Annotated in this window: 31 protein-coding genes; 21 read left to right on the forward strand and 10 right to left on the reverse strand. The window is 44.6% G+C overall.

All coding sequences use genetic code 11. From position 1 onward, the window contains the following. Positions 1-96 precede the first annotated feature (96 nt). The 5 genes from SLH55_RS15475 to SLH55_RS15495 all read left to right on the forward strand — a co-directional run bounded on the left by SLH55_RS15475 (position 97) and on the right by SLH55_RS15495 (position 4,324). A complete protein-coding gene (locus tag SLH55_RS15475; protein ID WP_320323899.1) occupies positions 97-1,095 on the forward strand; it encodes an MBL fold metallo-hydrolase in 999 nt (332 codons plus the stop codon). 16 nt (positions 1,096-1,111) lie between these two features. Next, the gene (locus SLH55_RS15480) at positions 1,112-1,906 is read left to right on the forward strand and encodes an SDR family oxidoreductase (RefSeq protein ID WP_320323900.1); all 795 of its coding nucleotides are present in this window, start codon (positions 1,112-1,114) and stop codon (positions 1,904-1,906) included. A gap of 49 nt (positions 1,907-1,955) precedes the next feature. After that, positions 1,956-2,477, forward strand: a complete 522-nt coding sequence (locus SLH55_RS15485; RefSeq protein WP_219168429.1) for a DUF3221 domain-containing protein — start codon at positions 1,956-1,958, stop codon at positions 2,475-2,477. A 197-nt stretch (positions 2,478-2,674) separates the two neighbouring features. After that, on the forward strand, positions 2,675-3,526 hold the full coding sequence (locus SLH55_RS15490) for a GRP family sugar transporter (RefSeq protein WP_219168622.1): 852 nt from the start codon (positions 2,675-2,677) through the stop codon (positions 3,524-3,526). Positions 3,527-3,538: 12 nt separating this feature from the next. Next, on the forward strand, positions 3,539-4,324 hold the full coding sequence (locus SLH55_RS15495) for a glucose-1-dehydrogenase (RefSeq protein WP_219168428.1): 786 nt from the start codon (positions 3,539-3,541) through the stop codon (positions 4,322-4,324). Positions 4,325-4,371: 47 nt separating this feature from the next. On the opposite strand, the gene SLH55_RS15500 is transcribed toward SLH55_RS15495, so the two are convergent. Then, positions 4,372-4,674 carry an EthD family reductase gene (locus SLH55_RS15500; protein WP_219168427.1) on the reverse strand — a complete coding sequence of 101 codons (303 nt, stop codon included), beginning with the start codon at positions 4,672-4,674 and terminating at the stop codon, positions 4,372-4,374. 274 nt (positions 4,675-4,948) lie between these two features. Between SLH55_RS15500 and SLH55_RS15505 the strand changes: the two genes are divergently transcribed. Then, on the forward strand, positions 4,949-6,211 hold the full coding sequence (locus SLH55_RS15505; protein WP_219168426.1) for a DNA polymerase thumb domain-containing protein: 1,263 nt from the start codon (positions 4,949-4,951) through the stop codon (positions 6,209-6,211). Positions 6,212-6,231: 20 nt separating this feature from the next. Continuing rightward, on the forward strand, positions 6,232-6,564 hold the full coding sequence (locus SLH55_RS15510; RefSeq protein ID WP_219168425.1) for a YolD-like family protein: 333 nt from the start codon (positions 6,232-6,234) through the stop codon (positions 6,562-6,564). A 39-nt stretch (positions 6,565-6,603) separates the two neighbouring features. On the opposite strand, the gene SLH55_RS15515 is transcribed toward SLH55_RS15510, so the two are convergent. Continuing rightward, positions 6,604-6,819 carry a CDGSH iron-sulfur domain-containing protein gene (locus SLH55_RS15515; RefSeq protein WP_219168424.1) on the reverse strand — a complete coding sequence of 72 codons (216 nt, stop codon included), beginning with the start codon at positions 6,817-6,819 and terminating at the stop codon, positions 6,604-6,606. Between the two features lie 130 nt (positions 6,820-6,949). Between SLH55_RS15515 and SLH55_RS15520 the strand changes: the two genes are divergently transcribed. Continuing rightward, a complete protein-coding gene (locus SLH55_RS15520; RefSeq protein WP_219168423.1) occupies positions 6,950-7,282 on the forward strand; it encodes an iron-sulfur cluster biosynthesis family protein in 333 nt (110 codons plus the stop codon). Between the two features lie 44 nt (positions 7,283-7,326). On the opposite strand, the gene SLH55_RS15525 is transcribed toward SLH55_RS15520, so the two are convergent. The 5 genes from SLH55_RS15525 to SLH55_RS15545 all read right to left on the reverse strand — a co-directional run bounded on the left by SLH55_RS15525 (position 7,327) and on the right by SLH55_RS15545 (position 10,879). Next, positions 7,327-7,755: a hypothetical protein gene (locus tag SLH55_RS15525; protein ID WP_320323901.1), complete on the reverse strand. Its 429-nt coding sequence runs from the start codon at positions 7,753-7,755 to the stop codon at positions 7,327-7,329. A gap of 78 nt (positions 7,756-7,833) precedes the next feature. Next, a complete protein-coding gene (locus tag SLH55_RS15530) occupies positions 7,834-8,733 on the reverse strand; it encodes an aminoglycoside phosphotransferase family protein (protein ID WP_320323902.1) in 900 nt (299 codons plus the stop codon). After that, on the reverse strand, positions 8,730-9,656 hold the full coding sequence (locus tag SLH55_RS15535; protein WP_219168420.1) for an alpha/beta hydrolase: 927 nt from the start codon (positions 9,654-9,656) through the stop codon (positions 8,730-8,732). Before SLH55_RS15535 ends, SLH55_RS15530 begins: the two co-directional genes overlap by 4 nt. 130 nt (positions 9,657-9,786) lie before the next feature. Next, a complete protein-coding gene (locus tag SLH55_RS15540; protein WP_257475086.1) occupies positions 9,787-9,918 on the reverse strand; it encodes a hypothetical protein in 132 nt (43 codons plus the stop codon). Positions 9,919-9,979: 61 nt separating this feature from the next. Beyond that, entirely contained in the window at positions 9,980-10,879 is a 900-nt protein-coding gene (locus SLH55_RS15545) for a hydroxymethylglutaryl-CoA lyase (protein ID WP_320323903.1), read from the reverse strand. Between the two features lie 174 nt (positions 10,880-11,053). Between SLH55_RS15545 and SLH55_RS15550 the strand changes: the two genes are divergently transcribed. From SLH55_RS15550 to SLH55_RS15570, 5 genes are all read left to right on the forward strand, one after another. Further along, the gene (locus tag SLH55_RS15550) at positions 11,054-12,241 is read left to right on the forward strand and encodes an acetyl-CoA C-acetyltransferase (RefSeq protein ID WP_219168418.1); all 1,188 of its coding nucleotides are present in this window, start codon (positions 11,054-11,056) and stop codon (positions 12,239-12,241) included. A 36-nt stretch (positions 12,242-12,277) separates the two neighbouring features. Further along, positions 12,278-12,970: a CoA transferase subunit A gene (locus tag SLH55_RS15555; RefSeq protein ID WP_219168417.1), complete on the forward strand. Its 693-nt coding sequence runs from the start codon at positions 12,278-12,280 to the stop codon at positions 12,968-12,970. A gap of 18 nt (positions 12,971-12,988) precedes the next feature. After that, complete coding sequence (locus SLH55_RS15560; RefSeq protein WP_219168416.1) at positions 12,989-13,651, forward strand: CoA transferase subunit B; 663 nt, start codon at positions 12,989-12,991, stop codon at positions 13,649-13,651. A 118-nt stretch (positions 13,652-13,769) separates the two neighbouring features. Beyond that, positions 13,770-14,000: a YqkE family protein gene (locus SLH55_RS15565; protein WP_219168415.1), complete on the forward strand. Its 231-nt coding sequence runs from the start codon at positions 13,770-13,772 to the stop codon at positions 13,998-14,000. Then, positions 13,979-14,527: a GrpB family protein gene (locus SLH55_RS15570; RefSeq protein ID WP_257475085.1), complete on the forward strand. Its 549-nt coding sequence runs from the start codon at positions 13,979-13,981 to the stop codon at positions 14,525-14,527. The genes SLH55_RS15565 and SLH55_RS15570 overlap by 22 nt, the downstream gene beginning before the upstream one ends. Before the next feature lie 26 nt (positions 14,528-14,553). Here SLH55_RS15570 and SLH55_RS15575 read toward each other — a convergent pair whose 3' ends face one another. Beyond that, complete coding sequence (locus tag SLH55_RS15575; RefSeq protein WP_219168414.1) at positions 14,554-15,477, reverse strand: aldo/keto reductase; 924 nt, start codon at positions 15,475-15,477, stop codon at positions 14,554-14,556. 79 nt (positions 15,478-15,556) lie between these two features. After that, a complete protein-coding gene (gene mciZ / locus SLH55_RS15580) occupies positions 15,557-15,682 on the reverse strand; it encodes a Z-ring formation inhibitor MciZ (protein ID WP_219168413.1) in 126 nt (41 codons plus the stop codon). Positions 15,683-15,763: 81 nt separating this feature from the next. Between mciZ and SLH55_RS15585 the strand changes: the two genes are divergently transcribed. Continuing rightward, positions 15,764-16,312 (forward strand): NUDIX hydrolase, encoded by a 549-nt coding sequence (locus SLH55_RS15585; RefSeq protein ID WP_219168620.1) that lies wholly within the window; start codon positions 15,764-15,766, stop codon positions 16,310-16,312. A gap of 378 nt (positions 16,313-16,690) precedes the next feature. On the opposite strand, the gene SLH55_RS15590 is transcribed toward SLH55_RS15585, so the two are convergent. Next, positions 16,691-17,272, reverse strand: a complete 582-nt coding sequence (locus tag SLH55_RS15590) for a GNAT family N-acetyltransferase (protein ID WP_320323904.1) — start codon at positions 17,270-17,272, stop codon at positions 16,691-16,693. Between the two features lie 125 nt (positions 17,273-17,397). On the opposite strand from SLH55_RS15590, the gene spoIIM reads away from it, so the two are divergent. From spoIIM to SLH55_RS15625, 7 genes are all read left to right on the forward strand, one after another. After that, positions 17,398-18,051, forward strand: a complete 654-nt coding sequence (spoIIM, locus tag SLH55_RS15595; RefSeq protein ID WP_219168411.1) for a stage II sporulation protein M — start codon at positions 17,398-17,400, stop codon at positions 18,049-18,051. Between the two features lie 111 nt (positions 18,052-18,162). Beyond that, entirely contained in the window at positions 18,163-18,621 is a 459-nt protein-coding gene (locus tag SLH55_RS15600; protein ID WP_219168410.1) for a Fur family transcriptional regulator, read from the forward strand. A 187-nt stretch (positions 18,622-18,808) separates the two neighbouring features. Beyond that, the gene (locus SLH55_RS15605) at positions 18,809-19,036 is read left to right on the forward strand and encodes a YqzK family protein (protein ID WP_219168409.1); all 228 of its coding nucleotides are present in this window, start codon (positions 18,809-18,811) and stop codon (positions 19,034-19,036) included. Between the two features lie 6 nt (positions 19,037-19,042). After that, entirely contained in the window at positions 19,043-19,936 is an 894-nt protein-coding gene (gene xerD / locus SLH55_RS15610) for a site-specific tyrosine recombinase XerD (RefSeq protein WP_219168408.1), read from the forward strand. Positions 19,937-20,144: 208 nt separating this feature from the next. Beyond that, positions 20,145-21,329, forward strand: a complete 1,185-nt coding sequence (gene deoB / locus SLH55_RS15615; protein WP_320323905.1) for a phosphopentomutase — start codon at positions 20,145-20,147, stop codon at positions 21,327-21,329. A 77-nt stretch (positions 21,330-21,406) separates the two neighbouring features. Further along, complete coding sequence (locus SLH55_RS15620; protein WP_219168406.1) at positions 21,407-22,222, forward strand: purine-nucleoside phosphorylase; 816 nt, start codon at positions 21,407-21,409, stop codon at positions 22,220-22,222. Between the two features lie 39 nt (positions 22,223-22,261). Beyond that, entirely contained in the window at positions 22,262-23,566 is a 1,305-nt protein-coding gene (locus tag SLH55_RS15625; protein ID WP_219168405.1) for a pyrimidine-nucleoside phosphorylase, read from the forward strand. The last annotated feature ends 297 nt before the right edge of the window (positions 23,567-23,863 follow it).

Genomic DNA, 23,863 nt, shown 5'->3' on the forward strand with positions numbered 1-23,863 from the left:
TATTCAATCATTTTAAAAATGACATTGTACACGAAAAAATGTACACTAGGTACTGAAGGGTCATTCATTTTTTTTGAGTGGCAGGGGGTACGGTGCTTGCTTTACCCTTTTTATTATGAAGAATGTGGTGAAAATATGACAACTTTAGTGAATGATATTGCAAAAATCACACTTTCCACTCCATTTGCCGTAGGAGATGTGAATGTTTATTTAGTGAAAGGGGATGCTTTGACGCTTGTTGATGCAGGTCCTCTTACCGATACGGCCTGGGTGCAGCTGACGGAGCAATTATCCACTTTAGGATATACGCCGGGGGATATCGAACAAATCGTCCTGACTCATCACCATCCGGATCATGCAGGACTGCTTGACCGTTTTCCGTCCTCCGTTACGGTTTTTGGTCACAAATATAACCGATTCTGGCTTCATCGCGATGATCACTTCCATGAAGTGTACGACCGTTTTTTCATGCAATTGGCCATAGAATCGGGATTGCCCCATGAGTACCTCGCAGCGATCCCGAAATTCAAGAGCCCCTTGAAATTCATGGGTAACCGTAAGCTGGACGTGGTGATAGGCGAAGGGGATGCACTGCCTGGAATGGAAGGCTGGTCCATAATCGAAACGCTGGGCCACGCCCAGAGCCACTTATCTTTTTACCGGGAAAGTGACGGCGTTCTGATCGCGGGAGATCACATCCTGGCATCCATATCTCCCAACCCCCTCATTGAACCTCCATTCGAGGGGGAAACGGAGCGTTCAAAGCCATTGCTACAATATAATGCTTCATTGAAAAAACTTCTGGACATACCGATTTCCCTTGCTTACACGGGCCATGGAGACAATATTGAAGATGTTCATGGATTAATTCCGAGGAGACTCTTGAAACAGGATGAGAGAGCTCAAGGCGTGCTCGAGATGATCAGAGGAAACCGCGTGACCGTATTTGAAATTTGCAAAAGACTATTTCCTTCCGTTTATCGAAAGGAGCTTGGTCTGACACTGTCGGAAACGATCGGGCAATTGGACTATCTGGAATCCCTTCATTACATAAAAAAAGAGAAGCATGAAGGAATCTATTATTATTTTGTTTAGAAAGATGTGACGTTACATGAACAATAAAATTAAAGGAAAAACGATTGTCATTACCGGTGCCTCTGGAGGCATCGGCGAACAGATGGCCATTAAGGTTGCAGAGAGCGGCGGGAATCTTGCATTGATTGCACGACGTGTCCATCTGCTCCAGGCATTGAAGGAAAAATTGAAAACAGAATATAAGTGTAAGGTGGAAGTCTATCCTTTAAACGTAACGGATTATGATCAAATTCCCGCTGTCTTCCACACCATCCTTGAGGACTTTGGAGCGATTCATGCCTTGATCAATAATGCGGGGTATGGAATTTTTCAAGAAGCCCATGAAACCTCTTTTCAAGATGTGAAAGGAATGATGGATGTGAATGTGCTTGGTCTTATGGCGTGTACAGGTGAGGTCCTTCCCCATATGCGTGAACAAGGTTTCGGTCACATTATGAACATCGCTTCTCAGGCAGGGAAGTTTGCCACCCCGAAATCAAGTGCATACTCAGCCTCCAAGCATGCTGTCCTCGGGTATACAAACAGTGTAAGGATGGAAGCGAAAAGATATGGTGTAAAAGTGACCGCGGTAAACCCCGGTCCCATCGCCACGGACTTCTTTTCCATTGCCGATGAATCCGGAACGTACGTGAAGAATGTAGAGAAATTCATGCTTGATCCTGCATATGTTGCTGACACGGTAGTGAATGCGCTCTTTACGAACAAGAGAGAAATCAACCTGCCGCGGTGGATGAATATGGGCAGTAAAATCTATCAGCTATTCCCATCTTTTGTAGAAAAAGTAGGAAATAACCTTTTTTTCAAAAAATAGTGAAACTTAATGATGTCCTCAATCGTCTAATCTTATAAGGGGGGAGTCTATGAAAAAATGTTTGACTGTTCTGATACTTTGTTTCTGTTTATTATGTACCGGCTGCGGGCCTTCAACGTCTGTCAACTCTCAGGGCAGTACCGATTTCATAGGCTTCGTGACCCGGTTGGAGAATAACGAGGTACTGATCAATGATGTTTGGTTTTCTTTCGATCAACATACCGTCTTACTGACTGATCAAGATAAAAAGCTGCATAAAGAAGATATAGAACTGGGCAAAAAAGTGAATGTCACCTTCAATGGCAAGCTCCAGGAATCCTATCCCAGGAGAGGTTCTGCGGACCAACTGGTGTTCCTGACAGACGAGCAAAGCAAAACAGAAGAAAATGTCGTTCAATTAGTCATGAGAGATCCCCGGTTTTCAGAGGTGGTCATCCAATCCATCGAAAAAAATCCTACCGGCTTATATTCGCTCCGTTTTAAAGACCTTTCCATCGACCGTGATGTCCATGTCATGGTGAATGTCGAGAATGAAAGAGTCATTGTCCCGATACATACTTCCACCAAATAGCAAAGAAGAAAGCGTTGATGATGAATCAACGCTTTCTTCTTTCTGTCCGCATTCCCTCTGTTCGAGATTATACCGGAGAAAAGAAGGGTATGCATCAGAGAGTGGGAAATATTTTGGGTTTTTCCAGTCGAAACGGCTAGAATTATTGTTTCGGAGGAAAACTATGATCATTGTTGGAAAAAGGATGTGGATGTATGATAGGGATTCTTTTAGCCCTGATCCCCGCGGTTGCGTGGGGAAGTCTTGTGTTTGTAAGTGTAAAGCTCGGAGGGAATGCCTATAGCCAAACGGTTGGGATCACGGTTGGTTCACTGCTGTTTGCGATTGGTGTTTTCTTCATTAAATCCCCTGAATTAACGTTATTTGTCTGGGGAATCGGGTTTATTTCCGGCGTCTTCTGGGCGGTCGGACAAGTGAACCAGCTGGCAAGTGTAAAATTCATCGGCGTTTCAAAAACCGTCCCGATTTCAACGGGGATGCAGCTGATTGGAACGACCCTTTTCGGTGTTTTAGTATTCAAAGAATGGAAAACGACTGAAACGATCCTCCTCGGCAGCGGAGCGGTTTTAGCTCTTATCATTGGTGTCGTCCTGACCTCATTCACTCAAAAATCCGAGGGTGATGAAGACTCTCAACTTAAAAAAGGCCTTTTGACTCTCCTTCTTTCAAGTTGTGGTTACATAGCGTATGTCGTCATTTTAAGATGGTTTGATATTGATGGCTGGGAAGCGATTTTACCTCAGGCAATCGGCATGTTCATCGGGGCCGTTGTCATCACTTTCAGGCATAAACCGTTCAATAAATACACGATCCGGAATATCTTAACCGGACTCATGTGGGCTTCGGGAAATCTAGGGTTGTTGCTTGCCCTTCCCCGTATCGGAGTCGCAACAAGCTTCTCCCTTTCCCAAACGGGAATTGTCATTTCGACCCTTGGAGGTTTGTTTTTCTTGGGTGAAAAGAAATCGAAAAAGCAGATCCTTCTCGTCATCGCAGGCTGTGTGCTGATCATTATCGGCGGTGTGCTATTAGGATTTACGAAAGATTAAGGAGGAATGGATATGTATTCAGATCTGACAGATAAGGTTGTCATTATAACGGGAGCTGCAACTGGTATCGGAAAGGCGATTGCTAAACGGTTCGCGTCTGAAGGTTGTAAGGTGGTCATTAATTATTTCAAAGATGAAGAGAACCCTGAAGAATTAGTAAAAGAAATTGAAGAAGCAGGGGGAACAGCCTCCATCATCCAGGGAGATGTGTCAAAAGAAGAGGACGTCCGAGGCTTTGTCCAATTTGCCCATGATACTTACGGCAGTTTGGATATCTACGTGAATAACGCTGGAATCGAAAATGAAGTCCCATCTGAAAACCTGCCGATAGAAGATTGGCAAAGGGTCATCAATACGAATCTGACAGGGACATTCCTTGGGTGCCGTGAAGCGGCAAAATACATGCTTGATCATCGTATTAAAGGATCCATCATCAATGTTTCTTCCGTACATGAAATCATACCGTGGCCTCATTTTGCTCACTATGCTGCCAGTAAGGGTGGAGTGAAATTATTAATGGAGAGTCTCGCACTGGAATTCGCGCCCGATGGAATCCGGGTGAACAATATCGCTCCCGGAGCAATCGATACGCCCATCAATGCGGAAAAATTTTCAGATCCGGAAAAGAAAAAAGGAGTGGAGAAACTTATCCCTCTTGGCTATATCGGAGAACCCGAGCAGGTTGCTTCCTGTGCGGCTTTCCTAGCATCCGATCAAGCGAGCTATGTTACGGGAACGACTCTCATTGCCGACGGTGGCATGACGAAATATCCTGGCTTCCAAGCCGGAAAAGGGTAATGAACTAAGGCCGGAATCATGGTGGATTCCGGCCTTTATTATAGCGTTTAATCTACGATCGTGATAATCGGCGGTTTTTCTAAGTATTTCATAAAGTTTGGCACGTCATCCCCGACGGCTTTCCACTGCTCTGACGCAAATGCTTCTTTCATGGCACCTTTGTTTTCAAACTCTATTTCTGTTATTAAGTATAGGGATAAATCAGTGTTTTGATTCGATAATACCCGTTGTACTCTAGCCTCTCTTACATTGGGCACCTTTTCTGCAATCGGCATATGGGTGTTGAAGTAATACTCTTCGAACTTTTCCTGATCTTTTGGCTTTTCATACATCACAATTACTTTCGGCATGTTACTCCTCCTTATATTCACAATGATCGTTCTTTTGAATTTTAACAAATATAGGAAAATGTGACTATGTCATTCATAACAAAAATATCGACAGGATCTGACTTAGGTGTGTGTCTTTCATGCTTGTCGGGCCTGACCAAGCCGCCTCCGCTTTTCTTATTATTCTCTCCGTTTCCAGTAATTTAAGTTGAAAGGGAACGTATATTCGTATAGAATCATAACTATACTATATAAGAACGTTTGTTCTATTTTAGGTAAAATGGAGGGCGAAGATATGACTGTCGATTACAGTGTGCTGCCACACCACAAGATTTTGTGCATCGATATGAAGAGCTTTTATGCTAGCTGTTCGGCTGTCATGGAGGGGCTGGATCCTCTTGAATGCCACCTGGCTGTAGTGGGGGATAAAAGCCGGCAGGGAAGCATCGTGCTGGCTGCCTCGCCCAGGATGAAGAAGGACTTTGGTATCAAAACGGGTTCGCGGATGTTTGAAATTCCGAACGACTCGCGAATCCGGCTTGTAGAGCCGAAAATGGCGACGTATGTACGGATTTCGACGGAGCTTACCCGTCTGTTTCATCGTTATGTACCGAAGGATGCCATCCATACGTACAGCGTGGATGAAAGCTTCATCCAGATTGATGGAGCGACGAATCTCTGGGGGGATGCGACCACCATCGCCGGGAAAATCAAAGACGATATGGAAAGGGAATTCCAACTTCCATGCGCCATCGGGATCGGCCCCAACATGCTTCTGTCCAAGCTGTGCCTGGATCTTGAAGCAAAGAAAGAGGGGATTGCCGAGTGGACATACGAAGACGTCCCGGAGAAGCTGTGGCCCCTGTCACCGTTACGCGAGATGTGGGGGATAGGCGGACGCCTTGAAAAGACCCTCAATCGGATGGGAATCTTCTCTGTCGGGCAGTTGGCAAAGTATAACCTCGGGAAGCTTGAGGAGAAGTTCGGCGTGATGGGGAACCAGCTCTATCACCATGCATGGGGAGTGGATCTGTCCGAAATCGGGGCCCCGATCATGGATGGACAGATCAGCTTCGGCAAGGGTCAGATTCTCCTCAGGGATTATAAGGAGAAAAAGGAAATCAAACGCGTCATTTTAGAAATGTGCGAAGAAGTCGCGAGACGCGCCCGGACCCATCGAAAGGCTGGGAGGACCGTCAGCTTTGGAATAGGCTACAGCCACGAAGAATTCGGCGGCGGCTTCCACCGGTCAAGGACGATAGTGGAACCGACCAATATCACCATGGACTTGTACCGGGTGTGCCTGGAACTATTCGAAGAGAACTACAATGGAAAAACCGTCCGCAAAATCAACATCACTCTTTCAAATATAGTGGAGGACGGAGCGATGCAAGTGTCCCTTTTTGAGCCTGACCGTTGGGAAAAACGTGAGCTTGGGTATGTGGTGGATCGCATCCGGAATAGATATGGATCAGGGGCCCTTCTCCGCGCCGTCTCCTACACGGAAGCAGGAACAGCAAGGCATCGTGCCCGCCTGGTGGGCGGACATAAATCGTAAAGAATGGGGAGGTGAGAGAGTTGATCCGCGATCGAGGAAGAATCAAATGGACATCCATGATGCTCCCGGAGCATGTAAAACTCCTAAGGGATTGGGCCAAGGAAGATACACACGAAAAGAGGATCGAACTTGACGAGCAGGAGCTTGACAGGATGAATGAAGTCGTGGCGGAAGCGATGGAGTTCGCGAAGCTGGTGTCGATTACTCATTATGTGAAGTACCGTCATCAATTATTGATTGGCACCATTCACCATGTCGACTCAATGGAAGGCAAGCTGCACGTGGTCGACAGGTTTGAAGAGGTACACTATATTCCACTGGCAAGCGTTGTGGACATTCGTTTTTTTGAATGAAAAGAGAGACTTCGCGCGAAGTCTCTCTTTTCATTCAAACTACTCTTCGTCCAATATCTTTTCAGCACGAACGCAGGAATCGAATTTCCCCTTGTGTGAAGCATCGCAAAACGGCATGTTGGCAGATAAGCCGCAGCGACAAAGGGTAAACACTTGTTTGGTTGGAAACACATTCCCATCAGCATCGATCAGTTCCACATCGCCGCTAACGCGAAAAGAACCGTTATCATTCACTTTAATTTGAGCTTTTGTCATAAAAAACCACCCTTTCTAGAAAATACAAAAGAATCCCCACTATCGATAGTAAGGTGAAAAGAGCAAAAAAGCAATATTCTAAAAGGAACAAATAAAATGTGGTAGGATAAAGGGCAGAGGAGGTCATCAAATGAAAATCGAACTGACGAACGAAGCAATCCGAAAGATCCAGGATAAAATAGAAAACGAAAAAGGTCATCTCAAGCTAAAGTATGATACAGAAGGCTGTGGCTGTGTAGTGAGCGGCATTCCTACTTTATGGTTTGTCGAGCATCCCGCAGATGGTGAAGATATAGAAGTAGAAACGAACAGCTACCCGATACTCGTAGAAAAGTCAAAGATGGTCTTCCTCGATGAAGAGTTGAAAATCGACTTTTCCCAAGAAAGCAACACGTTTCAATTAAAAAGCCCCGGTCAGATCATTAATGGAAGAATGAGCTTTCTGATGTTTCCACGGGAATAGAAGTGAAAGCCTCCGGTCGGCGCCAACCGGAGGCTTTCACTGTTTTAAAAAAAATACCGCCAACCAAACGCAATAATGAATCCACAGGTGGAATACGGGAGGGTCCCAACGAAAAAAGGGGAGAGTACGGGTCTGAAAACCTGAATCGGTGAGGATAGGCCGAATTTCTTTAAAAACAACATTTCCGTATTCATATTAAAACGGGAGTGATACGGGATCACCCGAGTGACAAATAGGAAGAAGACGCTTGAAATGAACAAGGCATCCTGGATGGCCATGTGGAAAAAGATATAGATGAAAAGAAGGGATAGAACTTCAATGAAAAGGGTGAGGGCGAAAAGGAAGAGATGTTGGCGGAAGAGAGTAAGCCTATGAAGAAAACAGGTCTCAAATCTTCCCCACAAAGAAGCAAGGATCGCGATAAGCGCAATTCCTCCAAAAATATTTCCAAAGGCCAATGCGATTTCCCTCATAGAGAACCTCTCCCATTCCATGTTCTGTTTTTGCTCCTTTCCTAACAGTAAATTCCATTATATGTAAAATAAAAAACGTTATTTCTCCAATAGCTCTTCAAACATCCCCGCCAAAGAAACCCCGGTTTTCCATCCATCCAAATCGCTCTCCACAGACCAGCATGCAGATAGAACTGCATGACAAAATCCATATGAGATCAACCGCTCGTAGGAGAGGGAAAGAAGGGAAGCCAAGGTCCCGGTCCTATACCGAAGCAGTTCGATGGGAGTATCCCACTTTTCCCACTCATTCAACATGAACTGAATGCAGTCATATTCTCTCTCTCCAAGCAGCCCTTTGGGATCGATGGCTGTCCAGCCTGAAGAATCAGAGTAGAGAATGTTTCCGTGATGGAGATCACCGTGAAGAAGATAGAGATCTGTGGAAGAACTCAGCAATTCCGGATAAAGGGCTTCAGCTTTAGCGACGAGCTCATGAGGAATGGGGCCAGTTCCCCCGTTAAATCGTTCCCGTAACCTTCCAATTCCCTTTGACCAGGACTGAACCGTAGGATAGGGGTGGTTGCTGACAGGCTTATGCCAAAGTCGCTTGGCAGTATGGGAGAAGACAGAGAGCACCTCTTTTTCATCATTAATAGAGAGGAGGGAAGATCCCGGCATGAGGCGGTCTAAAAGAATCCAGCCTTCTTCCTTATTGAAGTCGAGCATCTTCACCATTCCCTTTCCTTGAAAATCCTGCAGAGCATGAAACTCATTGGAGAAATCACTGTTCGGATACCCGATCTTTAACACGGCGTCCCGCTCACACCCGATTTGGACCGGAATCACGAAGTTATAGCTCAGTGAAAAAGGATCACCGTAGGTTAACTGGAGTCGATTTTTTAATGACTCCATGAGTTCTTCCGTTACCGTAATCCAATCATCCCCCGCATCTCCGTACATCGTTTGCATTTTTAACCTGAAATCAGTTGGAATCATGAGACGACATCCTTTCCCTCTATAACAAATTGCTCTAAGAACCGTTGGATCAATTCCTCGTATTCTTCCGGGTTATCATTATACGACTGGGCATGGGTCCCGCTGAAATCAAGGAAAAGCTCCTTTGGACCCTGTTTCTTCTCAAAAAGCTCCTTGGTCATTTGAGGAAGGATGAAATCATCGTTCTTGCTGTGAATGAATAATACGGGTTTTTGAATGTTTTGGACTACCGAAATAGGTGATAAATCCTTTAATGTGTAGCCTTGTCGCAGCTTCAGCGTACCATCCACGAGGGGGAGGAGGAATTTTGCAGGCATCTTCACTTCTGCACTCATCCGGTAGGCAAGCTGTTCCCCAAAGTCGGAGAAGGGACAATCGGCAATATAAAAATCAGCCCGGTCCTCAACACTTCCGGCATAAAGAAGCAGAGTCGCAGCCCCCATGGATTCCCCGTGGATTCCGAAGAATACATCGTCCCCTTCCCGGCGGATCAGTTCATCCACGACCGCCTTCAGGTCATATTTCTCAAAGTATCCATAGCTCGTTGTCTTCCCCCCTGATTCCCCATGGCGCCTGTGGTCATAAATGACGGCGTTGAACCCCTGTTTGATGAAAAGGTTCATGTACTTGATGGAATTCCACTTGTTTTCCGTCACTCCATGGGAAAAGATCATGAATTTTTTATGAGGGTGGGGCTTCACGATTATCGCTTTAATATCATAACCGTACCGAGAAGGAATAAGGACTTCTTCTTTAGGAAGGGAGTCATACTCTTCTTCGATCAGCCGGGTCGATTCGGTTTCCCGAGCCCGGATGAAGTCATCCCCCTTTTTCGGTAAATACATAAATCGATTCGTAATATAAACCCCAAGCAGCCCGATAGAAGAAAGGGTGCCGCCGAGTATGGCCCATTTTTTTCTCATGTGTCATCACCTCAAAGGAATATCGTTTATTTTTATTGTAGCAAATAAAGGAAATAAGCGGAATTTTTGAGGATGAAAAAAAGTGCCTCAGGAAGAGACACTTCTTTTTAATCGGTGTTTAATTCAGGACTTATGATTTAGCATTTTGTCCTTTAGTTGGATGGATGGCTTTATCAAGATCTTCTTTCGCCATGGTGTTTGAAACCGTATCTGCATTCGGTTTCCCTTTTTGACTGAATCCTTTATCGCGTTTTTGGCTCATGTAACTCATCTCCTTAGAGGGTATCATCTTTAGAATGCTCGAAGGAGAAAGGGCCTATGCATTAATGATTCAATTCATGGAGACGGTAGTAACCGCTTTCGATCGGGCGGCTGACATGCGGTTTAACGACTTCGATGGCATGTGCAAGCTTCTCCAGATCAATCCCTGTGATAATCCCCATGTCTTCGAGCATATACACAACATCCTCGGTTGCCACGTTTCCGGTCGCACCGGGAGCGAAAGGGCAGCCCCCAAGCCCGCCGGCACTTGTATCGAAGCGGTCAATCCCCGCTTGAAGGGACGCCAGGATATTCGCCAGGGCCATTTTGCGGGTGTCATGGAAATGTGCTGTCAGTAATGTATGAGGTATTTCCTGCTTCAACCTTGTAAAAAGATGATACGCTTCAGACGGATTGGCACGGCCGATCGTATCGGCGACGCTCAGTTCATCCACTCCCAAAGAAACAAATCGCTTACAAAGTGAAAGAGTGTCAAGAGGCTTGACCCTCCCTTCATATGGACAGTAGAAAGCGGTAGAAATGCAGGCTCTCACGAAATAGCCCTTTTCTTTTAACTCAGTAATAAGCGGCGCAAGGTCTTTAAGGGCTTCATCCGTTGTCTTATTGATGTTTTTTTGATTGAACGTGTTGCTCACGCCAACAAACACTGCGACAGACCGGCAGCCTGTTTCGTAAACCCGTTCCATCCCCTTTTTATTAGGAGCAAGTACCATATCGCGTGAATTCAGTGTCATGCAGGAATCGACAATGTCACTCGCATCCTGCATTTGTGGAACCCATTTCGGGGACACAAACGAAGTCAGTTCCATTTCGTTGATTCCCGATTGTTTCAAACGAAGGATAAATTCTTTTTTAACATCCGTCGGGACAAAATTCTTCTCATTTTGTAAGCCGTCTCTCGGACCTACTTCGATAATCGTAGCTTTTTTAGGTAAATTCATAATTTCCCTCCCTCTTTCATTTTAAGAAAATTTCGACATATAAATCAATATAAAAATTTTTTGACAAATTTAGAGGAATTTAACCGCTTACATAGAATGAGTTAAAGTGGAACTGTTTTCAGTAAGTAACGAATAGGCAAGCACATCAGTCAGAAGAGAAAGGGAGGAAGAAAGATGTCGAATGAAGTTGTCATTGTGAGTGCAGTACGCACAGCCATCGGAAGCTTTAACGGATCTTTAAAAGGTATTTCCGCTCCGGAACTTGGAGCGATCGTGATTAAAGATGCCCTTGAAAAGGCTGGTTTAAGCGGTAGTGATGTGGATGAAGTGATCATGGGGAATGTGTTGCAGGCAGGATTGGGTCAAAATCCCGCCCGTCAAGCATCCATCAAAGCAGGACTGCCTGAGCAGGTACCTGCCATGACGATAAATAAAGTATGTGGATCAGGATTAAAAACGGTTCATCTCGCAACGCAGGCAATCCTCGCAGGGGATGCTGACATCATCGTTGCAGGTGGAATGGAAAATATGAGTCAGGCTCCATATTTACTGCAGGGAGCAAGGGAAGGTTACAAAATGGGGGACCAGAAAGTCGTCGACAGCATGATATCAGACGGCTTATGGTGTGCCTTTAATGATTACCATATGGGTGTGACGGCAGAGAATCTATGTGACCGTTACTCTCTGACAAGAGAAGAACAGGACGAATTCGCTGCATGGAGTCAGCAGAAAGCTGCTGCTGCCATCGAATCCGGCCGATTCGATGATGAGATCGTTCCGGTTTCCATTCCGCAACGAAAAGGGGATCCCATCGTGTTCAGTCAGGATGAGTTCCCGCGTAAAGGCTCAACTGCCGAGAAGTTATCTGGACTTCGGGCTGCCTTCAAAAAAGATGGCTCTGTGACAGCCGGCAATGCATCGGGCATCAATGATGGAGCAGCTGCTGTTGTCGTCATGTCCAGGAAGAAAGCAGACGAACTTGGCATCACGCCTCTAGTGACGATCAAAGGGAACGCAAATGCAGGTGTGGATCCAAGCGTCATGGGAATCGGACCTGTGGCCGCGGTGAAGAAAGTATTGGAAAAAACAAAGATGACAATTGAGGACATGGAATTAATTGAAGCAAATGAAGCATTCGCTGCTCAATCATTAGCCGTGGATAAGGAACTTCAGTTCAAGAAAGATGCCCTGAATGTGAATGGGGGAGCCATTGCTCTAGGTCATCCGATTGGAGCCAGTGGAACACGAATTCTGGTGACGTTGATCCATGAAATGAAAAAAAGAGGCGTTCAAAACGGATTGGCTACCCTTTGTATCGGTGGTGGACAGGGAGTAGCAACAGTTGTTGAACTTCATAAATAAGAAATTGAAAAAATCCAAATTCGAGGAGGGAATACAATGAAAGAAGTATACACGTCATACGACGAAGCCGTGGCAGACATCCACGATGGAGCCACATTAATGGTTGGAGGATTCGGTCTGTGCGGGATCCCTGAAAAGCTCATCCTTGCCCTTGTGAAAAAGGGTGTGAAAAACCTGACCGTCATTTCAAATAACTGTGGTGTAGACGACTGGGGACTGGGTTTATTACTGCAAAATAAGCAGATTGATAAAATGATAGGTTCATATGTCGGGGAAAACAAAGAATTTGAGAGACAGGTTTTATCGGGAGAGCTTGAGGTGGAACTCGTTCCTCAAGGCACTCTTGCGGAGAAAATCCGTGCAGGTGGTGCAGGGATCCCTGCCTTCTACACGCCTGCAGGTGTCGGGACGCCGGTAGCGGAAGGAAAAGAAACACGGACATTCAATGGGAAAGAATATTTACTAGAAGAAGCCTATACGGCAGACTTCTCGCTTGTACGGGCGTGGAAGGCCGACAAGATGGGGAATCTGATTTATAACAAAACGGCTCAAAACTTTAATCCGATGATTGCAGCTGCCGGGAAAGTGACGATCGCCGAAGTCGAGGAGCTTGTTGAAATCGGTGACATCAATCCGAATGAAGTCCACACACCAAGCATCTATGTTCAGCGCCTGATTCAGGCCGAGCAGGAGAAGCGCATTGAAAGAAGAACAGTAAAGCAAGCATAGGAAGGAGAGTGGAACGGAATGGAGCGTGCCAAAATGCGTGAAAGAATAGCAAGAAGAGCAGAAAAGGAAATTGAAGATGGTTTCTATGTCAATTTAGGAATCGGGATGCCTACACTGGTGGCCAACTATATAACAGAAAACAAACAGGTTGTCCTTCAATCGGAAAATGGATTACTCGGTATAGGCCCTTATCCGGGGGAAGACGAAGTGGATGCCGACCTTATCAACGCCGGAAAAGAGACTGTCACAGCGATTCCGGGCTCCTCTTACTTTGATAGCTCTGAGTCATTCGGAATGATACGAGGAGGGCATATCGATATCGCCATCCTCGGAGGAATGGAAGTAGCCGAAAACGGGGACCTTGCCAACTGGATGATTCCGGGGAAGATGATTAAAGGAATGGGCGGAGCGATGGATCTCGTCCATGGGGCCAAGCGTATCATCGTCATCATGGAGCATGTCAATAAGGCGGGTGAGAGCAAGATCCTGAAGGAATGCACGTTGCCATTGACAGGTAAAGGCGTTGTGCACCGCATCATCACGGATCGTGCCGTGATGGATGTAACGGAGGAAGGATTACTCCTCCGTGAAGTGGCAAACGGCTTCTCGGTGGAAGATATCCAATCATCCACGGATGCCAAGCTGATCATCGGGGAAGATGTGAAACTCGAAGCCTATTGATGTAAACAGCCGGTTAGGAGGAGGTGTATTCCCCCTTTTAACCGGCTTTTTTTGAGCCTGACTTTTGACTAAAATCATAAAAAGAATTATAACTATGACAGATAGGGGGAATCAGGACATGTCTAAGAAAAAGAAACAGGAAGCAGAAATGACGTTAAAAAACTCAATCAGTGGCGACCTCTTTGAACAATTGAAAGAAAAGAAAGCAGAGCTTGAAAAGGTAGAGTCTGTGAAGAAGGAAGAAGAGCGACTCCGGAAAATAGAAGAGAAGAAACAGCGTGAGAAAAATAAAAGCTTTGAAGAGTTGTTAAATGAAAGCAATATGAATTGGAAGAATTACAAGGATTGATGAGGGATGTAAAAGTGGTGCCTCATCAAGCTGTCTGGAAAGAGACATTTGAAAAGGAAAAACGCATCCTGACTAAGCTTCTTCCCGATGCAGCCATTCATCATATAGGGTCGACTTCCGTACCGGGATTAGCCGCTAAACCGATCATAGACATATTAATTGAAGTGCCCGACTTCGAGGGTGTTGATTACCTGACAGACGAATTCAATCAACTGGATTTTGTGGGGAAAGGTGAGAATGGCATCACGAATCGCCGCTATTTTTATAAGGGAGAAGGTAATGAGAGAGCCGTCCATCTTCACATTTTCCCTTATGGAATTCATCATGTGATCAGGCACATAGCGTTTCGCGATTATTTAAGAGAGCATGACGGGGAAGCCCGACGGTATGGTGAACTGAAGTCAATGCTTGCAAAGAAGTTCCCGCAGGATATGGAGGGCTACATTCAAGGGAAAGATCAATTTGTGAAGGACCTTGAGAAAAAGGCGTTAAGCTGGCATGAAAATAATAAGCGGGCAGGGAATTAAGAAACCCTGACCCGCTTAGTTTTCATTCAATCTCTGTGTTGCTCATATCGTGATAATTTTGTTAATTGTTTTAGCATCTCAAGCTCATTGGAAGATAGGGGTCCTGAATTGACAGCATCGACGTTTTCCTGAAGCTGTTGAACAGAACTTGCTCCAGGGATGACAGCAGCCACCGGCTCATGAGCGAGAATATATTGAAGGGCAAGTTCGTTCATTGAACGGTTGTCCCCCATTTTTCCATGGATGGACTTCAGAGTTTCTTCAAGCTCTTGATAAGAATAGTCCAGATAGCCATCCTCTTTCATTTTGGCGGATGCTTTGGAAAGCATCTTTTCAGAAAGAAGCCCTTTAGCCAAAGGACCTCGTGCCACGATGCTCACCTTATTTTCATCCAGGAGGTCCATCCATTCTTCCGGTCGGCGATCGAGCAGGCTGTACTGCATCATCACGCTCTCAATGGAAGCAGAAGTCAAGAAACGTTTGATGACATTCGGCCGGATGGAAGAAATGCCATAATAGCGAATCAGCCCTTCTTTCTTCAATTCTTCAAAAGCTTCGATCGTTTCTTCGAAATGGTCTTCAATCGTCCCTCCGTGAAGCTGATAAAGATCAATATAGTCGACTTTCAGGCGGGAAAGACTGTCCTTAACGGCAGACTTGATATACGATTTGGAAGGGTCCCAGCGCCAGCCGTCTTCCACGTCATCCCAGCGGTTCCCGACTTTAGTTGCCAGAATGATATCGCCCCGCACCTCAGAGATGGCTTTACCGACGATTTCCTCATTTTGGCCAAAGTCGTATAAATCAGCGGTATCAAGATAGTTGATTCCATTATCTAAAGCATGTTTCACAATGTCCTTGGCTGCACTTTCTTCGGTTCCAAGGGACATACAGCCGAGCCCCATTTTTGATACATGTAAAGCGGAGTTACCTATTTGTCTTTTTTCCATAGTATCCGTCCTTTCGACATTAGCACTCTCTATTATATTAACGAAAGTGGGGACGAATAAACAAAGAAAACGGCTGCCTTCAACGATTGGCTTCGATCCATTCCTTTACCGTGGCGTAGTGTTGATTATATTGCTTCAGCTTTGCCTTGATTTCCCAAGCTTTACCTACCAGGATGATCCGGTCTTTTTCAGCGATCACCTTCAAGGGTTTTCACCTCGATCCTAGAATTGGATATGGTAAAATGTATGAGGACAAGGTGGATGACAGAACAAGGAGAGTTGAATGATGAAAAAATTTGAAGAAAAAACACTCAACACGGAAAGTATCTATCAAGGAAAGATCATTGATCTTCAAGTGGATGAAGTGGAGCTTCCAAATGGGAAAACATCCAAGAGGGAACTCATTAAGCATCCTGGGGCCGTGGCGGTCATTGCGTTAACACCGGAAGGGAAATTGGTGATGGTGGAGCAGTATCGTAAAGCTCTGGAGAAATCCATTATTGAAATTCCTGCAGGGAAGCTTGAGCCGGGGGAAGAACCTGATAAAACGGCCCTTCGTGAGCTGGAAGAAGAAACGGGATATGGATGCGGGGATCTTGAACATTTGATTTCGTTTTATACGTCACCGGGATTTGCCGATGAACTTGTCCACTTATATGTGGCTCGCGACCTTTATTCCATTCAGGAGTCAAGAGAGACGGATGAGGATGAATTTGTCGAATTAATTGAAGTGACAGTGGAGGAAGCCCTCCAGCTCATAAAAGAACAGCGGATTTATGATGCGAAAACGGCTTATGCGGTTCAGTATTTGCAGCTGCAGAAGCTTATGGGATAAGAAATGAATGAAGCTGGACTCCGTTTGAGAAGGAGTCTGGCTTTTGTTTGGATGGAAAGGGTAAAATGCGCAATTGAACCTGATTTTGACGCAATTAATAAAAATATGACACAATTACTTTGGATTATGACGCAATTAGGACTTCCTGTCCGGCTTTGTACAAAATAACTGCCCCCATGTGTAAGGGCATATTCTATCAATCTTCTATCTTCAATTGAAAAAAGACCTTAAGTAACTCCTAATACAAAATTAAAGGTCAAATTTTCAAAAATAAGAGAGATAAATCATAAATACACAAGCTCTCCCATATCTCAATCACCTCAACCTCAACCACATACCCAGACCGGTCAAAAAACCGGCCTGACTTCCATGCAGTAATCAAATCTCAATCAGATCACCAGGAACAAGGGAATATACACACGTATCCCGTCCATCAATCCCGTTCTCATCAAGGTGATCATTCCTAAAGAGACCCTCAAGCTTGAATCCCAGCCTCTCAGGCACCTTCCGTGAGGCAGAATTTCTCTCATCACAACGAATTTCCACCCTTCTGCAGGAAAGATCATTCAGAGCAAAACGGGTCAACGCCTTCACAGCTTCAACGATATATCCCTTCTTTGTGTGTTTCGTGTGAAGCCAATATCCGATTTCCACTTTAGGTACGTCCCAATCGATGCGGTGAAGTCCCGTTGAACCGATGAATTCATTCGTTTCTTTCAAATAGATATGTAGCCGGATATCGGTCTTTTTAATGAACTCTGCATAAGATTCCCGGACACCGGCCTCGACTTCTTCAAGGGTGCTTTCTTTCCGGGCGAAGGGGAGCCATGGTTTTAACTCATTTCTCGAATCAGAAATGGCACGAAACACATCTGAGCCGTCACCAGGCATGCATGGCCGAATATAAAGGCGTGGAGTTTCAATTCTGGAGGGGAATTCGATTAAACTTGGTTTATGCATTCTATATTCCTCCTGTTCAAGTTTCTATGATTATACGTTTATCCCTATAGAAGTTCAATAGAATAGAATAAACGTGTACTCCCGTACATATAGATTAGTAATCGATATCTAGGAGGAGCACTGTGATGCGTAAAAAAATATCAAATTCAAATCCACTCGTTCAACATGTACAAGCACATTCCTCAATCTATTTATTTATCATAACGCTGTTTTTAATGGGAATCATTTTTGGTGCCATTGTCGTTAATTCCTTGTCTTTTGCCCAAAAGGAGGACCTGTATTTTTATTTGAGTAAGTTCTTCAGTGAAATGGAGGATGGGAGTATGACGTCTTCAGAAGAACTTTTCCGTCAGAGCTTCCTTCATAATGTGAAGTATCTAGGGTTGATGTGGCTCCTTGGCATTTCAATCATCGGACTTCCCCTCATCTTTGTTCTATTATTCATGAAAGGTGTCGTGGTTGGTTTTTCCGTAGGATTCCTTGTGAATCAAATGAGCTGGAGCGGGTTTTTATTATCTTTTGTGAGCATATTGCCACAAAACATCATCATTATACCTGCATTCATCTTCATCGGGGCGATCAGTGCGAACTTCTCCCTTACATTGATACGGAAGATTTTTATGAGGCATACCTCATCCATGCAGTTCCAGATGATCCCTTTTCTGTCCAGATACGTCATCTTCATGGTGGTGGCAATCGGGATCGTCACCGTCGCCGCTAGTATTGAAGCTTATCTTTCTCCTAATTTAATGGAAGCGGTCATATCGAAATTGAAGTGAAATGGTTCTTATGTAAGAATCATTTCATTTGTTTGATTATAATTATTTTATTTTGCTTCTTCCTCCCTTTTTGATATAATAGTAAAGACATTGACGAGGGAGGAAGGGACTATGGAAAGCCGCATTGAACGAATCAAAAAACAGCTTCATTCTGCCAGCTACAAGCTTACGCCACAGCGTGAAGCAACGGTACGCGTGTTATTGGAACATGAAGAAGACCACCTCAGCGCCGAAGATGTATACCTCCTCGTTAAGGAAAAATCTCCGGAAATTGGACTGGCAACCGTATATCGTACATTGGAATTGTTATCTGAACTGAAAATTGTGGATAAAATCAATTTTGGCGATGGTGTATCGCGATATGATCTCAGACAAGAAGGGGCAGCCCACTTCCATCACCATTTAGTATGTATAGAATGTGGAGCGGTCGATGAAATCCAAGAAGATCTTTTGGAAGATGTGGAAACGATTGTCGAACGTGATTGGAAGTTTAAAATAAAAGATCACCGACTCACCTTTCATGGGATTTGTTCCAGATGCCATGATAAAGATGAAAATCCAGAAGAATAAGAAGATGCCTGAAAGCCTTAAAGACCCCTGTGTTGTTTCTCATCCGGAAACATCCCATACATACTCTTTAAGGCTTTTTTTCATACTTACATAGAATTTTTCGCAGTTTCTGACTCCATAAGGTATAAAACGATTCAAAATCGTCATAGCTTGTATTAATAGGCCAGCGAATATGGAGGATGACAGAATGATTAAAGGGGTCCAAATGGTATGGCAGACCATTAAGGTGTTTATTTTATTTACGGGATCAACGATTTTGTTTTACTATGGTATTATGTGGATCAGTGAAGAGTACGAAGGCTATCACAGGTATGATGAGCCCGAGGGAGCAGCGGTAAAGGTATATTCTTCCGTCACAGATGAAGAAAGCCATTGGTATGACCGATTATTATTTTTTTATATGAACGGGGAGTAATGCAGTGTGGAAGACCATATTCAAGATTTCATGCACTTTCTAATAGTAGAAAAAGGGCTGGCCAAAAATACGATCGAGTCGTATCAGCGTGATTTAAAGAACTATAGCTTATATTTAACGAAGGTGGAAGAAGTAGAGGAACTGAACGCCGTATCAAGGGTGAATATCCTTCAATTTCTTGGCCATTTGAAAAGTCAGGGAAAGTCATCTAAAACCGTCGCCCGTCATGTAGCATCCATCCGGTCCTTTCATCAATTCCTTTTGAGGGAAAAGACGACGGAACAGGATCCGACGGTGCATATCGAGACGCCGAAGACTGAAAGGACACTACCAAAGATTTTAAGTATCGCTGAAGTGGAAGCCTTGCTTGAAGCCCCTGAAGAATCCACTCCGTTAGGGATGAGAGACAAGGCTATGCTTGAAATCCTATATGCGACCGGTATCAGGGTGAGCGAGCTCATCCAGCTTAAATTGGATGATGTCCATTTGACGATGGGGTTTGTCCGATGCATCGGAAAAGGGAATAAAGAGAGGATTATCCCGATCGGTCAGACGGCCATGAGTGTCCTTGAGAAATACTTAGGCGATGCACGGCTGAAATTACGAAGCCAGAAGCACCGAGATGATCATCTCTTTTTGAATCATCATGGTAAAGGTCTAACAAGACAAGGATTTTGGAAGAACCTGAAGGCTCTTGCCAAGAAAGCCAATATAGAGAAAGATTTGACGCCTCACACTCTTCGTCATTCATTTGCCACTCATTTATTGGAGAATGGGGCAGATCTCAGGGCGGTCCAGGAAATGCTCGGGCATGCAGATATTTCCACCACCCAAATTTATACACATGTAACGAAAACGCGATTAAAGGATGTCTATTCGCAATTCCATCCAAGAGCTTAATAGTATGAGGGGAGATTCCATAAAGAAATTACGATTCTTTAAGGGATCTCTCTTGTTTTTTTTGAATGGGAAAAGTAGAATATAGATGTCAGACTTCTGACGTTAAATCCTGTCGATTGCTATAAAGCAGATAAGGGTATGATACGATTGAAGATCGAAAATGTAACCGCTTTTTTAAAAAAGGATCATATATAGGAGGTTTGCTTGAATGAGTAATTATACATACAAACGGATTCACTTGATTGTAATGGATTCTGTCGGTATCGGGGAAGCACCCGATGCAGAACTATTCAACGATAAGGGATCGGATACCATTGGCCACATTGCTGAGCATATGAACGGGCTCAACATGCCGAATATGGGAAAACTCGGGCTTTCAAATATTAAAGAAGTGAAGGGTATTGAAAAGGCCGACAAGCCCCTTGCTTATTTCACAAAAATGCAGGAAGCATCTGTCGGGAAAGACACGATGACAGGTCACTGGGAAATCATGGGCCTTAATATCGATAAACCGTTCAAGACGTACCCGGATGGTTTTCCTGAAAAACTCATTCAAAGACTTGAAGCTGAAACGGGCAGGACGATCATTGGAAACAAGCCTGCGAGTGGAACTGAAATCATTGAAGAGTTAGGCAAAGAACATATGGAAACAGGGGCTCTGATTGTCTATACTTCAGCTGACCCTGTCTTACAGATCGCTGCTCATGAAGACATCATCCCGATTGAGGAACAGTATAAGATCTGTGAAATTGCCCGTGAAATCACGAAAGAAGAGGAATACCTGGTGGGACGGGTGATTGCCCGTCCATTCGTCGGGGAGCCGGGAGCGTTTAAACGCACATCCAATCGCCATGACTATGCGTTAAAACCCTTTGACCGTACCGTTATGAATGAATTGAAAGATTCCGGCTTTGATGTGATCGCCATTGGCAAAATATCAGACATTTATAATGGTGAAGGGGTGACCGAATCCATTCGGACGAAGCATAACATGCACGGAATGGATGGACTCGTTGAATCATTCGATCAAGACTTCACTGGCTTAAGCTTCCTGAATCTTGTTGACTTCGACGCGTTATATGGACATCGTCGCGATCCAGAAGGATATGGGAAGGCGTTGGAAGAATTTGATGCACGCCTGCCTGAAGTGTTCGAGAAAATGACAGAAGATGATCTTCTTATCATTACAGCCGATCACGGGAACGATCCTACCGCTCCAGGAACAGACCATACGAGGGAGTATGTTCCACTTCTCGTATATTCAAAGCGTTTTGATGGAGGGAAAGAACTTCCTGTATCTGAAACATTCGCAGATATCGGGGCAACAGTTGCAGATAACTTCAATGTGAACATGCCGAAGTTCGGCCAAAGCTTCTTGACGAAATTAAAATAAAAAATACGAGTAGGAGAGGGATGAAGCTGAACGAAAGGCTCATTTCCTCCTCTTTACGTTGAAAAGGAGTAAAGAAAATGAATTACGAAAATATCCAAAACGCAGCCAATCATTTGAAAAATCAATATACAGGACAGCCGAAGGTCGGATTGATCCTGGGATCCGGACTTGGTGTCCTTGCTGATGAAATCCAAAACTCGGTGAAAATCCCTTATAAGGAGATTCCGGACTTCCCCGTTTCAACGGTTGCCGGTCATGCCGGGCAATTAGTGTTTGGCCAATTAGCGGGGCAGGAAGTCGTAGCCATGCAAGGGCGCTTTCACTATTATGAGGGATATGGTTTTGATAAAGTGACATTCCCTGTTCGTGTAATGAAGGAACTTGGCGTCGAGGTATTGATTGTGACCAATGCAGCCGGTGGAGTGAATGAAAGCTTCCAGGCAGGGGATTTGATGCTGATTTCAGATCATATCAACAATATGGGCGGCAATCCTCTAATTGGAGCGAATGACTCCCGCTTGGGGCCAAGATTCCCTGATATGTCAGAAGCATATTGTAAAGATCTTCGTCAAAAAGCGAAAGCAATCGCAAAGACACTATCCATTGAAGTGCAGGAAGGTGTTTATGTAGGAAATACAGGCCCTACTTATGAAACGCCTGCTGAAGTTCGCCTTGCACGCACCCTTGGCGGTGATGCAGTCGGGATGTCAACGGTACCGGAAGTCATCGTGGCCCGTCATGCAGGAATTAAAGTACTGGGAATTTCATGTATTTCAAATATGGCTGCAGGAATTTTGGATCAGCCTCTTTCCCATGATGAAGTCATGGAAACGACGGAAATGGTCCGCGCCAATTTCCTTTCATATGTGAAAGAAATCGTGAAATCATTATAAAAACTGATTCAGAAAAATTGAAAAGAGTGGGTGACAACAATGAGAATGGTTGACTTAATAGAGAAGAAGCGTGAAGGAAAAGAGTTATCTACTGAAGAAATCAAATTCATCGTGGAAGGGTATACGGACGGAAGCATCCCTGATTACCAGGTGAGTGCCTTGACGATGGCCATTTTCTTTAAAGATATGAGTGATAGAGAAAGAGCGGACCTGACGATGGCCATGGTTGAATCAGGGGATCAGATTGATTTGTCCGCCATTGAAGGGATTAAAGTCGATAAGCACTCCACTGGTGGAGTAGGTGACACAACGACACTTGTACTTGGACCGCTTGTGGCATCTGTTGGTGTCCCAGTAGCGAAGATGAGTGGAAGAGGCCTTGGTCATACAGGAGGTACAATCGACAAGCTGGAATCCGTAGAAGGCTTCCACGTGGAAATTGAAAACGATGAGTTCATCCGTTTGGTGAACAAGAATAAACTTGCTGTCATCGGTCAAAGTGGCAACTTGACGCCTGCTGATAAAAAGTTGTACTCGTTGCGTGACGTAACGGCAACGGTCAACAGCATTCCGTTGATTGCAAGCTCGATCATGAGTAAAAAGATCGCAGCTGGTGCAGATGCCATCGTCCTTGACGTGAAAACGGGTGCTGGTGCCTTCATGAAGACACTTGATGATTCGAAGAACCTGGCTAAAGCAATGGTGAACATCGGGAACAACGTGGGAAGAAAAACGATGGCGGTCATTTCCGATATGAGCCAGCCCCTTGGATATGCCATCGGGAACGCCCTTGAGGTGAAGGAAGCGATCGATACATTAAAAGGGGAAGGTCCTGAAGATTTAACGGAACTGTGTCTGACTCTTGGAAGCCACATGGTATTACTGGCAGAGAAAGCTTCAACGTTAGAAGAAGCAAGAGCGTTATTACAACAAGCGATTGAAGACGGATCGGCTCTTGAGAATTTCAAGGTATTCCTTGAGTCACAAGGCGGAGATCCTTCTGTGGTGGATGAACCATCCAAGCTTCCTCAAGCAAAGTACAAGATCGAGCTTGAAGCGAAACACGATGGGTATGTTTCTGAAATCGTGGCCGATGCTGTCGGAACAGCTGCCATGTGGTTGGGAGCGGGCCGTGCAACAAAGGATTCTGTCATCGACCTGGCTGTTGGTCTTGAACTTCGTAAAAAGATCGGAGATGCCGTCAAAGCCGGTGAATCACTTGCTACCATTTACAGCAACGATGAAAACATCGACAACGTGAAAGAAAAATTATATGAAAGCATTAAAGTAACATCTGAACATGTGGAAGCACCTACATTGATTCATACTGAAATCACGGGTTGATATTTAGTTTTAACAAAGCCTTTGCCGAAGGGATATTCTCCTTTGGCAGGGGTTTTTTTGTTGGATTTAAATAGAGTGAGGGGATGTAATTTTCCATTTATTGTAATAAAGCGCGATTATTGAAGAAAATGACGCAATAATTCTAAAAATGACGCAATCGCCGATGAAAATGACGCAATAAAATTAAAAATGACGCAATCACCAATGAAAATGACGCAATTCATAAGAACGGTAGATTAAGTCCATATAATTGTGTAAAAAGAAAGAGTCATTTTATTCCTTCTTGTCAACACTGTT

Origin of the sequence: Rossellomorea sp. YZS02 (genome assembly GCF_033963925.1) — a bacterium.
Lineage (GTDB): Bacteria > Bacillota > Bacilli > Bacillales > Bacillaceae_B > Rossellomorea.

What these genes read in the sequence shown, in the direction of transcription:
- SLH55_RS15545 (WP_320323903.1), bottom strand. Translation starts at nt 10,879, where the DNA reads ATGAATTTACCTAAAAAAGCTACGATTATCGAAGTAGGTCCGAGAGAC.
- SLH55_RS15530 (WP_320323902.1), bottom strand. Translation starts at nt 8,733, where the DNA reads ATGATTCCAACTGATTTCAGGTTAAAAATGCAAACGATGTACGGAGAT.
- SLH55_RS15585 (WP_219168620.1), top strand. Translation starts at nt 15,764, where the DNA reads ATGAAAAAATTTGAAGAAAAAACACTCAACACGGAAAGTATCTATCAA.
- SLH55_RS15525 (WP_320323901.1), bottom strand. Translation starts at nt 7,755, where the DNA reads ATGAGGGAAATCGCATTGGCCTTTGGAAATATTTTTGGAGGAATTGCG.
- SLH55_RS15590 (WP_320323904.1), bottom strand. Translation starts at nt 17,272, where the DNA reads ATGCATAAACCAAGTTTAATCGAATTCCCCTCCAGAATTGAAACTCCA.
- SLH55_RS15505 (WP_219168426.1), top strand. Translation starts at nt 4,949, where the DNA reads ATGACTGTCGATTACAGTGTGCTGCCACACCACAAGATTTTGTGCATC.
- SLH55_RS15500 (WP_219168427.1), bottom strand. Translation starts at nt 4,674, where the DNA reads ATGCCGAAAGTAATTGTGATGTATGAAAAGCCAAAAGATCAGGAAAAG.
- SLH55_RS15560 (WP_219168416.1), top strand. Translation starts at nt 12,989, where the DNA reads ATGGAGCGTGCCAAAATGCGTGAAAGAATAGCAAGAAGAGCAGAAAAG.
- SLH55_RS15535 (WP_219168420.1), bottom strand. Translation starts at nt 9,656, where the DNA reads ATGAGAAAAAAATGGGCCATACTCGGCGGCACCCTTTCTTCTATCGGG.
- SLH55_RS15625 (WP_219168405.1), top strand. Translation starts at nt 22,262, where the DNA reads ATGAGAATGGTTGACTTAATAGAGAAGAAGCGTGAAGGAAAAGAGTTA.
- SLH55_RS15540 (WP_257475086.1), bottom strand. Translation starts at nt 9,918, where the DNA reads ATGAGCCAAAAACGCGATAAAGGATTCAGTCAAAAAGGGAAACCGAAT.
- SLH55_RS15620 (WP_219168406.1), top strand. Translation starts at nt 21,407, where the DNA reads ATGAATTACGAAAATATCCAAAACGCAGCCAATCATTTGAAAAATCAA.
- SLH55_RS15480 (WP_320323900.1), top strand. Translation starts at nt 1,112, where the DNA reads ATGAACAATAAAATTAAAGGAAAAACGATTGTCATTACCGGTGCCTCT.
- SLH55_RS15515 (WP_219168424.1), bottom strand. Translation starts at nt 6,819, where the DNA reads ATGACAAAAGCTCAAATTAAAGTGAATGATAACGGTTCTTTTCGCGTT.
- deoB (WP_320323905.1), top strand. Translation starts at nt 20,145, where the DNA reads ATGAGTAATTATACATACAAACGGATTCACTTGATTGTAATGGATTCT.
- spoIIM (WP_219168411.1), top strand. Translation starts at nt 17,398, where the DNA reads ATGCGTAAAAAAATATCAAATTCAAATCCACTCGTTCAACATGTACAA.
- SLH55_RS15600 (WP_219168410.1), top strand. Translation starts at nt 18,163, where the DNA reads ATGGAAAGCCGCATTGAACGAATCAAAAAACAGCTTCATTCTGCCAGC.
- SLH55_RS15495 (WP_219168428.1), top strand. Translation starts at nt 3,539, where the DNA reads ATGTATTCAGATCTGACAGATAAGGTTGTCATTATAACGGGAGCTGCA.
- SLH55_RS15565 (WP_219168415.1), top strand. Translation starts at nt 13,770, where the DNA reads ATGTCTAAGAAAAAGAAACAGGAAGCAGAAATGACGTTAAAAAACTCA.
- SLH55_RS15555 (WP_219168417.1), top strand. Translation starts at nt 12,278, where the DNA reads ATGAAAGAAGTATACACGTCATACGACGAAGCCGTGGCAGACATCCAC.
- SLH55_RS15520 (WP_219168423.1), top strand. Translation starts at nt 6,950, where the DNA reads ATGAAAATCGAACTGACGAACGAAGCAATCCGAAAGATCCAGGATAAA.
- SLH55_RS15605 (WP_219168409.1), top strand. Translation starts at nt 18,809, where the DNA reads ATGATTAAAGGGGTCCAAATGGTATGGCAGACCATTAAGGTGTTTATT.
- SLH55_RS15575 (WP_219168414.1), bottom strand. Translation starts at nt 15,477, where the DNA reads ATGGAAAAAAGACAAATAGGTAACTCCGCTTTACATGTATCAAAAATG.
- SLH55_RS15485 (WP_219168429.1), top strand. Translation starts at nt 1,956, where the DNA reads ATGAAAAAATGTTTGACTGTTCTGATACTTTGTTTCTGTTTATTATGT.
- SLH55_RS15550 (WP_219168418.1), top strand. Translation starts at nt 11,054, where the DNA reads ATGTCGAATGAAGTTGTCATTGTGAGTGCAGTACGCACAGCCATCGGA.